Below are 12,702 nucleotides of genomic sequence, written 5' to 3'. Positions count from 1 at the left end.
GTCAGGCGTTCTTGATCGCCGAGATGTCGAACTGCAGCTTGATCTTGTCGGAGACGAGGACGCCGCCGGTCTCGAGCGCGGCGTTCCAGGTCAGGCCCCAGTCCTTGCGGAGCAGGGTCGCCGAGCCCTCGAAGCCGATGCGGGTGTTGCCGAACGGGTCCTGGGCCGAGCCGGTGAACTCGAAGGGGACCGAGATCGACCTGGTCACGCCCTTGACGGTGAGGTCGCCGGTGATGACCCAGTCGTCGCCGTCGCGGCTGACGTCGGTGGAGGTGAAGGTGATGTTCGGGAACTCCTCGGTCTCGAAGAAGTCGCCGGACAGGAGGTGCCCGTCACGCTGCTCGTTGCCGGTGTTGATGCTGTTGGCGGCGATGGTCAGCTCGACCTTGGAGCCGGCCGGGTTGGCGGTGTCGACGTGCGCGGTGCCGGTGAACTCGCTGAAGTGGCCGCGGACGGTCGCGACCATCGCGTGCCGGGCGCTGAAGCCGAGGCGCGTATGCGCGGGGTCGAGGGTGTAGTCACCGGAGATGTCGTCGAGGACGGTGGTGGCGGGGTCGAAGTCGGTGCTGGTCATGCGGAGCTCCTGTGTGTCGGTGTCGGACGGGTGGTGCAACCTTCAATCACCCCTAACGGACCGTGGTCCGGTTGTATTCCCGGCCGCCTCCGGCGCCGGCGCCCAGAATCGCCCGCCCGCCATTTGCACCACATCCGACTCCCCCCACGTCCCAGATGTGGTGCACATCGGTGACTGACCTCGCGGGGTCGGTGTCGGCTGCCGACTGCACCGCATCCGGGCCTCCCTGGCGGCCAAATGCTGCACTGTCGGGCAGCGGGGTCGGCTGGACGCACGACCCCACCCAGCTGACCACCGACGTACCTTCGGCGACATTTGTGCCCGAAATCGGGCAGAAAATTGTACTTTGACGTCGCTGGCGCGCATTCTGGAGGCGTGCCCGCAGACCGGACCCTCGTCGACCACCTGGTCGCGACCACCGACCTGACCGCGCCGGAGGCCGCGCGGGTCGTGGACGACGTCGTCGCGTTCCTCGCCGAGCCGGTCGAGGACTACGTGCGGCGCCGGCACGCGGAGCTGCAGACCCACGGCGCCCGCAACCCCGAGATCTTCGCCCGGCTGGCCGAGGAGCTCGCGCACCGGGTCGTCGCCGCGCCCGCCCTCAGCGAGCGCCAGCTGCGGCGGATCGTCTACGGATGAGCCGCCCCCCAAGAGGCAGGAGCTGAACATGTGCGGAATCGTCGGGTACGTCGGGTCGCAGCAGGCCGCGCCGCTGCTGCTCGAAGGGCTGGGCCGGCTGGAGCACCGGGGCTACGACTCGGCCGGCATCGCGGTGCTCGGCCCCGGCAAGGAGAGCCGGCTGCGGATGGCGAAGAAGGCCGGGCGGGTGCGCGACCTGACCGAGGAGCTGCCCAAGCGGTTCGCGGGCCGGGTCGGCGTGGGCCACACGCGCTGGGCGACCCACGGGCCGGCCAACGACCTCAACGCCCACCCCCACCTCGACACCAAGGGCGACGTCGCCGTCGTGCACAACGGGATCATCGACAACGCGGCCGCCCTCCGTGCCGAGCTGACCGACGCCGGCGTCGACCTCGTGTCCGACACCGACACCGAGGTGCTGGCCCACCTGATCGGGCGGTCGGAGGCCGAGACGCTCGAGGAGAAGGTCGCCGAGGCCCTCGCCCGCGTCGAGGGCACCTACGGCCTGGCGGTCCTGCACGCCGCCTTCGCGGACCGGGTCGTCGTCGCGCGCAACGGCAGCCCGCTGATCATCGGCATCGGCGACCACGAGATGTTCGTCGCCTCCGACCTGGCCGCGCTGGTGCGCTACACGACGAGGGTCGCGCACCTCGACGACGGCGAGCTGGCGACGATCACGGCGGAGGGGTTCACGACCTACCGGCGCGACCACGGCGGGGTCAGCGCGGTGCCCCGGACGGCGACCGAGGTGGACGTCGACCCCGCGGCGTACGACGCCGGTGAGCACGAGTCGTTCATGCACAAGGAGATGCTCGAGCAGCCCGAGGCGGCCGAGCGCGTCCTGCGGGGGCGCCTCGACGAGCGGTTCGGCACCTCGCACCTCGGCGGACTCGAGATGGATGCGCGCGACCTGCGCGCGATCCGCCGGGTCAAGGTGCTCGGCTGCGGCTCGGCCTACTACGTCGGGCAGATGGGCGCCGGCCTGGTCGAGGAGCTGGCCCGCATCCCCGCCGACGCCGAGGCCGCCAGCGAGTTCCGCTACCGCAACCCGATCATCGAGCCCGACACGCTCTACGTCGCGGTGAGCCAGTCGGGCGAGACCATCGACACGCTGCTCGCCGTGCAGGAGATCCGGCGCAAGGGCGGCCGCGTCGTGGGGCTGGTCAACGTCGTCGGGTCGGCGATCGCGCGCGAGTGCGAGGGCGGCATCTACCTCCACGCGGGTCCCGAGGTGGCCGTCGCCTCGACCAAGGCGCTGACCAACATGTTCCTGGGCTTCACGCTGCTGGCGCTGCAGCTCGGCCGGGTCCGCGACCTCTCGATCGCCGACGGCCGCCGCCTCGTCGCCGGCCTGCAGCGGCTGCCCGGACAGGTCGCCGAGGTGCTCGCCGGGGAGCCGGACCTGGTCGCACCGGCGGCGCGCCTGGCCGAGGCCGAGAGCCTGTTCTTCGTGGGCCGGGTGCGCGGCTACCCCGTCGCGCGCGAGGGCGCCCAGAAGTTCAAGGAGATCAGCTACCGGCACGCCGAGGCCTACCAGACCTCCGAGCTCAAGCACGGCCCGCTCGCGCTCATCGACCCCCGCGTCCCGACGGTGGCGGTGGTGCCGCACGACGAGCTGACCGACCGCAACGTCGGTGCGCTGCACGAGGTGGCCGCCCGTGGCGGACCGCTGGTGGTCGTGACGCACGCCGAGGTCGACCTCGGCGACCTGCCGTCGCAGGCGTCCGTGCACCGCATCGACGTGCCGCGCAACGAGCGCGAGCTCGACCCCATCCTGCTCACGGTGCCGCTCCAGCTGCTCGCCTACCACGCCGCACAGTCGCTGGGCCACGACATCGACAAGCCGCGCAACCTGGCGAAGTCCGTCACCGTGGAGTGAGGTCGGCCGGCGCCGGCCCGGCCGCGCGCCGTACGACGGGCCGCGCGAGGGGGCGCGCGGTGGGGCGCTGGGCGGGCGGCGAGGTAGGCACGCTGCCGTGCACGGTGGTGCCCCCGCCCGGGGACGACTCGACGCGGAGGGTGCCGCCACTCGCGCCGAGCCGGTCCTGCATGTTGACCATGCCGCCAGAGCCCGGGGCGTCCGGGTCGAAGCCGATCCCGTCGTCCGCGACGGTGAACCACATCGAGTCCTCGTCGGCGCCGAGCGAGACGCGCACCCGGCTCGCCCCCGAGTGCTTGGCGGCGTTCTGGAGCGCCTCGATGCAGCAGAAGTAGACCGCCGCCTCGAGCTCGCTGGGGTGCCGGCCGGGGTCGTGGAGGTCGAGGGTCACGGGCAGCGCGTAGCGGTCCACCGCGGAGCGCAGCGCCTCGACGAGCCCGTGCTCGGAGAGCACCGGGGGGTAGACGCCCTGCGCGAGGTTGCGCACCTCGTCGTGGGCCAGGTGCAGCTGGCGGCGGAGGTCGGTGAGCGCGGCGACGGCCGCGTCGGGATCGGTACGGCACAGCGACGTGACACCCGCGAGCCCGATGCCGATCGAGATCAGCCCCTGCTGCGCCCCGTCGTGCAGGTCGCGCTCGATGCGCCGGCGCTCGCGGTCGGTGGCGGCGACCACCCGGGCGCGCGAGCGCCGCAGCTCCTCGGCCTGGTCGGCCAGCTCCCGCTGCGCCTCGAGGGCGCCGGCCAGCGCGCCCTGCAGGCGCAGGCTGTTCTGCAGGACGATCAGTCCCACCATCGCGGCCATCGCCGGGATGAACAGCGCGAGCAGCCAGTGCTGCAGGCCCAGCGGCGTCTTCTCGGTCAGGCCAGACACGTCCTGGAGGACGCCGAGCGCGACGACCGCGGTGCACACCGCGACCGAGCCGATGACGTACCACGTCAGCGCGCGCCCGGTGGCGGTCGCCGTCGCGAGCACGGCCGGGAGCAGCGCGGCGAGCATCATGAGCGGCCACGCGAACGTCGCGATCGCGGCGGCCACGATGGCGATGCCCCAGTTGGCGGCCGCCCACCAGAGCACGGCTTGCGGCACGTCGCCGCGGCGCAGCGGCCACAGCGCGCGGGCCATCACCGCGCCGGCCACGGCCACCGCCACGGTCACGACCGGCAGCACGGGGGAGTCGACCCACAGGATCCAGCTGACGAACATCAGGACCGCCGCGGTGAAGGCGGTCGCGCAGTCGACGAGGATCAGCACCCGCAGCCGGGCGACCTGCTCGTCGGTCGGCGTCATGAGCCGCCCGGCCCGCCGGCCGGCTCCGGCTCCGGCGTACGGCCCGCGAGGAACATGACCACCGCCTTCACCCGGCGGTTGACCTCGACGTCCTCGGCCAGCCCGAGCTTGGCGAAGATCGCGCTCGCGTGCTTCTCCACCGAGTGGGCCGAGACGAAGAGCGACTCTGCGATCGCGGAGTTCGTCGCGCCGGTGGCCATCTCGGTGAGCACCTCCAGCTCACGCGCGGACAGCGACGCGAGCGGCGAGTCGACCGTGCGGGTGCGGCTGCGCACGAGCACGTCGACCACGTCGTCGTCGATGAACGACCCGCCCGCGGCGACGGTGCGGATCGCGCCGGCGAACCGGTCGACCTCGTCCACGTGGTCCTTGAGCAGGTAGCCGCGCCCGCGGGTGCCCTCCTCGAGGAGGGCCAGGACGTACGCCGCGTCGAGGAACTGCGAGAGCACGAGCACGCCGAGGTCGGGGTGGGAGGTGCGGAAGCGGTTGGCGGCCCGGATGCCCTCGTCGCGGTGGCCGGGCGGCATCCGGATGTCGGTGATCACCACGTCGGGGGCGTAGTTGTCGACCGCCGCGAGCAGCTCGTCGTAGTGGCTGCAGGACGCGGCGACCCGCACCCCCTCGATCCCGGCGACCAGGCGGAGGACGCCCTCCCGCACCAGCAGGTTGTCCTCCGCGACGATCAGTGTCAGCTCGCGCACCCCTTGAGCGTAGACGCGCGCCGACCCGCGGGGACGGTGGTTGGCGGGGGTTCCGAGGTAGGGAAATCCGTAGGCGGGGCGGGGGATCCCCGGACGCGGAAACGGGGGCTGGCGCGGTGCTGCACGGGCCCCTGCTCGGCCAGCCTTCTGGGTGTCGGTCGGGGTCGCCCCGGCCAGCACCCCGAGGTCCGGACAACGAGGTCCGGGCCTACCAGAGAGGACTCGGAACACATGAACGCCACCAGCACCCACACCCGCCCGTCCCGCCGCAACCGCCGCCTGCTCGGCGGTGCCGTCGCCGTCGCGGGTCTCGCGCTGCTCGCCTCCACCGCGCCCGGCGTGGCCGGCAGCCTCGTGACCAGCAAGGACCTCGCCAAGGGCGCGGTGACCACGTCCAAGATCGCGAAGAAGGCCGTCGTCACGAAGAAGATCGCCGACGGCGCGATCAAGACCAAGAAGATCGCGAACGACGCGGTCACCGCCGACAAGCTGGCCAACGGCTCGGTCGGTCGCGACCAGCTCGCGCCCGAGCTCCAGCCGCTGTGGGCCTTCGTGTGGGGCGGCCCGACCATCAACAAGGGCCGGGGCGCCGTCGCCGTCGAGAGCCTGAGCGCCGGCAACTACATCCTCACCTTCGACCGCAACGTGTCGGCCTGCGGCTACACCGCCACCATGGCGGCGCCGACGTCCGTCAGCCCCGAGCAGGTCGGCTTCATCAGCGTCTCGTCGTCGACCGCCGACCCGAAGGCCGTCAACGTCCGCACTCGCGACTTCGACGGCACCCCTGCGGCCCACGGCTTCACGGTCCAGGTCTGGTGCTGACCCTGGCGTGATCCGAGCGGCCGGTCTCCCTGCGGGGAGGCCGGCCGTTCGTCTGCCTCAGCCGGGCCCCGCTCTGCCGAGGTCCGCCCCGAAGACGAGCACCGGCTTGCCGTTCTTCTCCGTCTCGCGCTCCAGCGAGAGGCCGATCCTGCGGGCCACGCCCTGCGAGGCGAGGTTGTCGGGGCGGATGATCGCGACGAGGTGCTCGACCCCCGCCTCGCGCGCGGCGTCACGGACCGAGGCGGCCGCCTCGGCGGCGTACCCCTGGCGGCGGTGCGAGGCGCGCACGTGCCAGCCGGCCTCGACGTGCCACTCACCGTCGACCTCCTGCATGGTGAGGCCGCAGTCGCCGACGAACTCCCCCGCGTGGGTCTCGACCACCCAGAGGCCGAAGCCGTGCTCGGCGTAGTTGCGCACGTTCCACTCGATCCAGCCCCGCGGACCGCGGGTGCCGCCGAGCTCGAGGGTCTCGATGTCGGGGAGGTCGGCCGCGGTCATCTCGCGCAAGCGGAGGCGTGACGTCGGGGCCGGTAGCACCGCGCCAGCGTAGGCCGGGAGCCTCGCGCCCGCGCCCGGCTACACCGCCTTGCGCAGGCCGGCGTCGACGACGACGTCGGAGCCCGTCGTGCTGGCCGAGCGCGGCGAAGCCAGCAGCACGATCACGTCGGCGATCTCCTGGGGGTCGATCAGCCGCCCCGTCGTCAGGTTCATCAGCTCCGCGGCCGAGCGCTCCAGGACCGTGGCCCGGTCGGACCCGAGGGCCTGCGCGAGCACGTCGGCCGCCCCGCCCTCCTTGGTCCACCACGGCGTGCGCACCGGGCCCGGGCTCACGGTGTTGACGCGGACGCCGCGCGGCCCGAACTCCTCGGAGAGGGCCTGCGTCAGGTTGTTGACGCCCGCCTTCGCCACGCCGTAGTCGACGTTGACGCCGCTCGGCACGTGGGCGTGGGTCGACGAGACGTTGACGATGCTGCCGCCCTGCTCGAGCAGGTGCGGCAGCGCCGCCCGCACCGCACGCACCACGCTCATCACGTTGAAGTCGAGCATCGCCGTCCAGTCCCCGTCGTCGAGGTGCTCGAAGGAGAACCGCGGCATCGTCACCCCGGGCGGCGGACCGCCCGCGTTGTTCACGAGGACGTCCAGACGCCCGAACCGCTCCACGGTCGCCTCGACGGCGCCCGCCGGGCCGCGCTCGGTCGCCAGGTCCGCCGGGACGTGCACGAGCGAGTCGTCGAGCGCGGCAGCCAGCTCCGGCGAGCAGCGGCGCGAGACCGCGGCGACGCACGCCCCCTCGGCGCGCAGGGTCAGCGCCGCCGCCAGCCCGATCCCCTGGGACGCCCCGGTCACCATGGCCACCTTGTCCTTCAGCATGAGATCCATGCGCTCCACGGTGCCGGTCCGTCGGAGCTGGCGCTGGCGGGATTCGGCTGGGGCATGCGCGCGGGAATCGGACCCGGCTTCCGGCCGCCGCACCCGCCGTGCGACGTACCGGCACGGGTTCCGCGTCCGTGGTGACCCAGCCCACCGCGACGGAGAATCGGAGGGCCGGCGGCGGGGCGACTACCGTTGACAGGTGAGCAGCACCCCCGATGAGCAGACCTTCGCCGACCTCGGCCTGGCCGACGGCGTGCTCAGCGCGGTCGCGGGCGTGGGCTACGAGGCGCCGTCCCCGATCCAGGCCGCGACGATCCCGCCGCTGATGGAGGGCCACGACGTGGTCGGCCTCGCGCAGACCGGGACCGGCAAGACCGCGGCGTTCGCGCTGCCGATCCTCTCCCGCCTCGACCTCTCGCAGCGCGAGCCGCAGGCGCTGGTCCTGGCGCCGACCCGTGAGCTCGCGGTCCAGGTCGCCGAGGCGTTCGAGAGGTACGCCGTCGACCTCCCCGGCGTCCGCGTGCTCCCGATCTACGGCGGCCAGGGGTACGGCGTCCAGCTGTCGGCGCTGCGCCGTGGGGTGCACGTCGTCGTCGGCACGCCCGGCCGGATCATGGACCACCTCGAGAAGGGCACCCTCGACCTCGGGTCGCTGCGCTTCCTCGTGCTCGACGAGGCCGACGAGATGCTCAACATGGGCTTCGCCGAGGACGTCGAGACGATCCTGGCCGACACCCCCGCGGAGAAGCAGGTCGCGCTGTTCTCCGCGACCATGCCGGCGCAGATCCGGCGGCTGTCGAAGCAGTACCTCGACGACCCGGTCGAGATCAAGGTGCAGAGCAAGACGGCGACCGCGGCCAACATCCGGCAGCGCTACCTGCTGGTGTCCTACCCGCAGAAGGTCGACGCGCTCACCCGCATCCTCGAGGTCGAGAACTTCGAGGGGATGATCGTCTTCGTCCGCACCAAGCACGAGACCGAGACGCTCGCCGAGAAGCTGCGGGCCCGCGGGTTCTCCGCGACCGCGATCAACGGCGACGTCGCCCAGCCGGTGCGCGAGCGGACCGTGCAGCAACTGCGCTCCGGCGACCTCGACGTCCTCGTCGCCACCGACGTGGCGGCCCGCGGTCTCGACGTCGAGCGGGTGAGCCACGTCATCAACTACGACATCCCGACCGACACCGAGTCCTACGTGCACCGCATCGGCCGCACCGGCCGCGCGGGCCGCAGCGGCGACGCGATCTCGTTCGTGACCCCGCGCGAGCGCTACCTGCTGCGCCACCTCGAGAAGGCCAACGGCACGCCGCTCGAGCAGATGTCGCTGCCCAGCGTCGAGGACGTCAACAGCACCCGGCTGGCCCGCTTCGACGACGCGATCACCGAGGCCCTCGAGGCGCGGCCGCGCATCGAGCGGTTCCGCGAGATCATCGCCCACTACGTGCAGGAGTACGACGTCCCGGAGGTCGACGTCGCCGCGGCCCTCGCCGTCGTGGCCCAGGGCGACGAGCCGCTGCTGCTCTCGCCGGAGCCCGAGCCGCCGGCCCGTCCGGCGCGGGGCGAGCGAACCGAGCGGGGCGGTGCCGAGCGCGGCCCGCGCGTCGCGCGCGACGGCAGCCCCCTGGCGACGTACCGCATCGCCGTGGGCAAGCGGCACAAGGTCGAGCCGCGCCAGATCGTGGGGGCCATCGCCAACGAGGGCGGCCTGCGCCGCCAGGACTTCGGCGCGATCACCATCCGGCCGGACTTCTCGCTCGTCGAGCTCCCCGCCGACCTGCCGGCCGAGACCTGGGACGCGTTGAGGTCGACCCGCATCTCCGGGAAGCTGATCGGCCTCAAGAAGGACGACGGCCCGCCGTCGTCCCGGCCGTCGTCCTCCTCCCGGCCCGCCGGCAAGAAGCCCCGCCACAAGAAGGGCTGATCCGTCGAGCGGGTCGCCTCAGAGGAGGTACGCCGCCAGGGACGCGGCGGCCACCTGGCCGGACGCGGCGGCGGTCAGCACCGACGCCATCGGCATCGGGAGCGCGGCGACATGGGCCATGTCGCCGGCCGCGTGCACGCCCGGCAGGCTGGTGCGGCCCATCACGTCGACCTCGACGCAGCCCGACGGGTTCAGGCGGAGTCCGAGCTGCTCGGCGAACGGCGCGCGCTGGGCGAACGTCGTCGAGACGAACAGCCCCGCGACCTCCTCCGAGGGGCCGTCGGCGAAGCTGATCGTCGCGCCGGCGGCGCTGCGGCACAGGCCGGTCACCGCGTCGGTGCGGACCGCCACCCCCGCCGGCAGGTCGGCGCCGAGGTCCTCACCGTCGGTGTAGACGGTGATCCGCGAGGCGATCGGCCCGACCAGGCCCGGCAGGTGGCCCGCGCCGCCGACCCCGAGGATGCCGACGTGGCCGCCGGCGAACTCGTGGCCGTGGCAGAACGGGCAGTGCGCGACCACCGAGCCGAACAGCTCGGACAGCCCGGGCTTGTCCGGGAGCGTGTCGACCACGCCGGTCGCGAGCACCACCCCGCGGGCGCGGACCAGCTCGTCGCCGAGCGAGACCACGACGTGGTCGCCGTCCATCGCCACCGAGGTGACGGTCTCGTCGCGCACCGTCGCGGTGTCGTACGCCGCCAGGTCCTTGCGGGCCGCCGCGCGGAACTCGCCCGGCGGCGTCCCGTCGTGGGTCACCACGTTGTGCATGTGGCCGGCCGGGTCGTTGCGGTAGCTGCCCGAGTCGATCATCAGCACCCTGCGGTGCACCCGGGCCAGGGTCAGGGTCGCCTGCAGGCCGGCCGGTCCGCCGCCGATCACCACTGCGTCGTAGCTGTCCATCTGTGCACTCCTCGCGCTCGAACTTGTGTCAACCACGAGGATGTGACTTCATGTTGACATGAAGTCAAGCCTCGACTGGTCCATCGGTGAGACCGCCGAGCGGTTCGGTCTCGAGACCCACGTGCTGAGGCACTGGGAGGACGTCGGCCTCCTCGCGCCGGCGCGCGACGGGGCGGGCCGACGGAGGTACGGACGCGAGGACGTCGTGCGCGTCGCGACCGTGGTGCGCAGCAAGGCCGCCGGCATGAGCCTCGACCAGATCCTCGTGCTGCTCGACGCGGAGGCCGCCGACCGCCACGAGATCCTGGAGGCGCACGTCGCCGACCTCGACCGGCGGATGGAGGAGATGCGTCGCTCGCGGGAGATGACCGAGCACGCGCTGCGCTGCCGAGCGCACGACATCGCCACCTGTCCGCGGTTCAGCGCAATCGTCGAGGACCTCGTCTCCGGCCAGCGCGCGTCCTTCCCACCCATCCACTCGGCCCAGCACGTCTGACCCGGCCCCCCGTCGCCGAGTCGGCGTTACTGATCATCAGTAACGCCGACTCGGCCGGTTACTCGTCAGCAGCAACGCCGACTCGGCCGGCTACTCGTCAGCAGCAACGCCGACTCGGCGAGAATCCGGCTGGCGCGGGCCTGTTACAAAGGTCGGCATGACGATGCGACCTCGGGCCGCCGCACTCGCCCTGATCCTCTCCGTCGTGCTCGTGGCAGCCGGGTGCTCCGGCGACGACTCGGGCAGCGGGGGCGAGACCGACGAACCGGACCCGCAGGACGCCGCCACCGCCCTCGCCTCCGGGCTGACGGCGAAGGACCTCTCGAAGGTCGCGTTCACGCCGGACACCGCGACCACCGCCCAGGCGTCGTACGAGCGCATCGTCCAGGAGCTCGGCTCGGCCGAGCTCCGCGTCGACACCGCGGGCGTGAAGCGGACCGGCTCCACCGCGGTGGCGACCCTCCACTGGACGTGGGACCTGACCGCTGCGACATGGGAGTACGACGCGAAGGCGGACCTGAGGTTCGCCGACTCCGGCTGGCAGGTCGAGTGGGCGCCCTCGGCGGTGGAGCCCTCGCTCGTCGAGGGCGAGAACCTCGACGCGTCGTCCGTGCTCGCCGACCGCGGCGACATCCTCGGTGCGGGCGGGCAGCCGATCGTCACCGAGCGCCAGGTGTCGCGGGTCGGGATCGACAAGCCCCAGCTCGAGTCGGCCGACGCGGCGCAGTCGGCCCGCGCCCTGGCGCGACTGGTCGGCATCGAGCCCGGACCGTACGTCAAGGCCGTGAACGCCGCCGGTGCGCAGGCGTTCGTCGAGGCGATCGTCTTCCGGCGCGAGGAGCTGCCGACGCAGGTGAGCAGCGGCGTCGCCACGATCCCCGGGGCCCGCATCGTCTCGGCCGAGCTGCCGCTGGGTCCGACGCGCGACTTCGCGGCGCCGCTCCTGGGCCGGGTCGGCCCGGTCACCGCGGAGATCATCGAGGAGCACCCGGAGTACCACCCCGGCGACCTCGCGGGGCTCTCCGGCCTCGAGGCGAGGTACGACGGGCGCCTGCGCGGCACGCCCGGCGTGGTCGTCCAGGCCGTGCCCGAGGAGGGCAACCCGCGCGAGCTCTTCCGCACCGACGCGACGCCCGGCGACCCGCTCGTGCTCTCGCTCGACGTCGACCTCGAGACCAAGGCCGAGCAGGCGCTCGCCGGGGTCGGCCCGGCCAGCGCGCTGGTGGCCATCCGGCCGAGCACCGGCGAGATCCTCGCCGCCGCCAACGGGCCCGGCACCGGCGGGCAGAACATCGCGACGTTCGGGCAGTTCGCGCCCGGCTCGACGTTCAAGAGCGTGACCTCGCTCGCGCTGCTCCGGGCCGGCCTGACGCCCGAGACCGTCGTGCCGTGCACGCCGACGATCGTCGTGGACGGCAAGCGGTTCAAGAACTACAGCGACTATCCCGGCAGCGCGCTCGGCAACATCCCGCTGCGGACCGCGGTTGCCAACTCGTGCAACACCGCGTTCATCTCGCAGGCCGACAAGCTCGGCGGCACCGACCTGTTCGACGCGGGGGTCTCGCTCGGCATCGGGCTCGACCACGACCTCGGCTTCCCGGCGTACTTCGGCAAGACCGACCCCGACAACGGCAGCGAGACCGGCGCAGCCGCCCAGCTGATCGGGCAGGGCACGATCCTCGCCTCACCGATGGTGATGGCCACCGTGATCGCGTCGGTGCAGCAGGGCTCGCTCGTCGTGCCGCGGCTCGTCGAGGGCGTCGACGTGAGCGCGCCCGACGGTGCCGCGCCGCTCACCGAGTCGGAGGTCACGGCGCTGCGCTCGATGCTGCGGGCCGTGGTGACCGACGGCAGCGGCCGCGGCCTGCTCGACGTGCCCGGCCCGCCGGTGATCGCGAAGACCGGCACGGCGGAGTTCGGCACCGGCGAGGACCTGCAGACCCACGCGTGGATGATCGCCGCGCAGGGCGACCTCGCGGTCTGCGTCTACGTCGACGTCGGCCAGTCCGGCAGCGGCACCGCCGGCCCGATCATCGAGGAGTTCCTGCGGGCCGCCAGGGGGTGACGCGCCTGAAATGGAGCGGACCCCCCGCTGCATGGGGTCAACGAGGGGC

Annotated in this window: 12 protein-coding genes; 6 read left to right on the top strand and 6 right to left on the bottom strand. The window is 72.9% G+C overall.

Features of this window, described 5'->3' with window-relative positions:
• Window position 1: 1 nt before the first annotated feature.
• The gene (locus G514_RS0123385) at window positions 2-574 is read right to left on the bottom strand and encodes a YceI family protein (RefSeq protein ID WP_028653723.1); all 573 of its coding nucleotides are present in this window, start codon (window positions 572-574) and stop codon (window positions 2-4) included.
• Window positions 575-949: 375 nt separating this feature from the next.
• Here G514_RS0123385 and G514_RS0123380 point away from each other — a divergent pair, with 375 nt between their 5' ends.
• Together G514_RS0123380 and glmS are read left to right on the top strand one after the other, a co-directional pair.
• On the top strand, window positions 950-1,213 hold the full coding sequence (locus tag G514_RS0123380; protein ID WP_028653722.1) for a hypothetical protein: 264 nt from the start codon (window positions 950-952) through the stop codon (window positions 1,211-1,213).
• Between the two features lie 28 nt (window positions 1,214-1,241).
• Window positions 1,242-3,092, top strand: a complete 1,851-nt coding sequence (glmS, locus tag G514_RS0123375; RefSeq protein WP_028653721.1) for a glutamine--fructose-6-phosphate transaminase (isomerizing) — start codon at window positions 1,242-1,244, stop codon at window positions 3,090-3,092.
• On the opposite strand, the gene G514_RS29625 is transcribed toward glmS, so the two are convergent.
• Window positions 3,079-4,380: a sensor histidine kinase gene (locus G514_RS29625; protein ID WP_028653720.1), complete on the bottom strand. Its 1,302-nt coding sequence runs from the start codon at window positions 4,378-4,380 to the stop codon at window positions 3,079-3,081. The genes glmS and G514_RS29625 overlap by 14 nt on opposite strands.
• Entirely contained in the window at window positions 4,377-5,081 is a 705-nt protein-coding gene (locus tag G514_RS28625; RefSeq protein WP_157545188.1) for a response regulator transcription factor, read from the bottom strand. The genes G514_RS29625 and G514_RS28625 overlap by 4 nt, the downstream gene beginning before the upstream one ends.
• 231 nt (window positions 5,082-5,312) lie before the next feature.
• Here G514_RS28625 and G514_RS0123360 point away from each other — a divergent pair, with 231 nt between their 5' ends.
• On the top strand, window positions 5,313-5,903 hold the full coding sequence (locus G514_RS0123360) for a hypothetical protein (RefSeq protein WP_028653719.1): 591 nt from the start codon (window positions 5,313-5,315) through the stop codon (window positions 5,901-5,903).
• Window positions 5,904-5,960: 57 nt separating this feature from the next.
• On the opposite strand, the gene G514_RS0123355 is transcribed toward G514_RS0123360, so the two are convergent.
• Together G514_RS0123355 and G514_RS0123350 are read right to left on the bottom strand one after the other, a co-directional pair.
• Entirely contained in the window at window positions 5,961-6,440 is a 480-nt protein-coding gene (locus G514_RS0123355) for a GNAT family N-acetyltransferase (RefSeq protein ID WP_028653718.1), read from the bottom strand.
• A 39-nt stretch (window positions 6,441-6,479) separates the two neighbouring features.
• Window positions 6,480-7,283: an SDR family NAD(P)-dependent oxidoreductase gene (locus G514_RS0123350; protein ID WP_028653717.1), complete on the bottom strand. Its 804-nt coding sequence runs from the start codon at window positions 7,281-7,283 to the stop codon at window positions 6,480-6,482.
• Between the two features lie 193 nt (window positions 7,284-7,476).
• On the opposite strand from G514_RS0123350, the gene G514_RS0123345 reads away from it, so the two are divergent.
• A complete protein-coding gene (locus G514_RS0123345; RefSeq protein WP_028653716.1) occupies window positions 7,477-9,195 on the top strand; it encodes a DEAD/DEAH box helicase in 1,719 nt (572 codons plus the stop codon).
• A gap of 18 nt (window positions 9,196-9,213) precedes the next feature.
• Here the strand turns inward: G514_RS0123345 and G514_RS0123340 are convergent, their stop codons facing one another.
• Window positions 9,214-10,092, bottom strand: a complete 879-nt coding sequence (locus G514_RS0123340) for an NAD(P)/FAD-dependent oxidoreductase (RefSeq protein ID WP_028653715.1) — start codon at window positions 10,090-10,092, stop codon at window positions 9,214-9,216.
• 58 nt (window positions 10,093-10,150) lie between these two features.
• On the opposite strand from G514_RS0123340, the gene G514_RS0123335 reads away from it, so the two are divergent.
• Together G514_RS0123335 and G514_RS28620 are read left to right on the top strand one after the other, a co-directional pair.
• The gene (locus G514_RS0123335; RefSeq protein WP_028653714.1) at window positions 10,151-10,588 is read left to right on the top strand and encodes a helix-turn-helix domain-containing protein; all 438 of its coding nucleotides are present in this window, start codon (window positions 10,151-10,153) and stop codon (window positions 10,586-10,588) included.
• Between the two features lie 157 nt (window positions 10,589-10,745).
• A complete protein-coding gene (locus tag G514_RS28620; RefSeq protein ID WP_051248171.1) occupies window positions 10,746-12,653 on the top strand; it encodes a penicillin-binding transpeptidase domain-containing protein in 1,908 nt (635 codons plus the stop codon).
• Window positions 12,654-12,702: the final 49 nt, after the last annotated feature.

The sequence above is a fragment of the Nocardioides halotolerans DSM 19273 genome (genome assembly GCF_000422805.1).
GTDB lineage: Bacteria > Actinomycetota > Actinomycetes > Propionibacteriales > Nocardioidaceae > Nocardioides > Nocardioides halotolerans.
The sequence above is the reverse complement of the archived record's forward strand: the minus strand, read 5'-3'. Positions and strand labels throughout refer to the sequence as shown.

Coding starts and splice junctions, on each gene's coding strand:
- glmS (WP_028653721.1), top strand. CDS start 1,242: ATGTGCGGAATCGTCGGGTACGTCGGGTCGCAGCAGGCCGCGCCGCTG.
- G514_RS0123360 (WP_028653719.1), top strand. CDS start 5,313: ATGAACGCCACCAGCACCCACACCCGCCCGTCCCGCCGCAACCGCCGC.
- G514_RS0123350 (WP_028653717.1), bottom strand. CDS start 7,283: ATGGATCTCATGCTGAAGGACAAGGTGGCCATGGTGACCGGGGCGTCC.
- G514_RS0123385 (WP_028653723.1), bottom strand. CDS start 574: ATGACCAGCACCGACTTCGACCCCGCCACCACCGTCCTCGACGACATC.
- G514_RS29625 (WP_028653720.1), bottom strand. CDS start 4,380: ATGACGCCGACCGACGAGCAGGTCGCCCGGCTGCGGGTGCTGATCCTC.
- G514_RS0123340 (WP_028653715.1), bottom strand. CDS start 10,092: ATGGACAGCTACGACGCAGTGGTGATCGGCGGCGGACCGGCCGGCCTG.
- G514_RS0123335 (WP_028653714.1), top strand. CDS start 10,151: ATGAAGTCAAGCCTCGACTGGTCCATCGGTGAGACCGCCGAGCGGTTC.
- G514_RS28620 (WP_051248171.1), top strand. CDS start 10,746: ATGACGATGCGACCTCGGGCCGCCGCACTCGCCCTGATCCTCTCCGTC.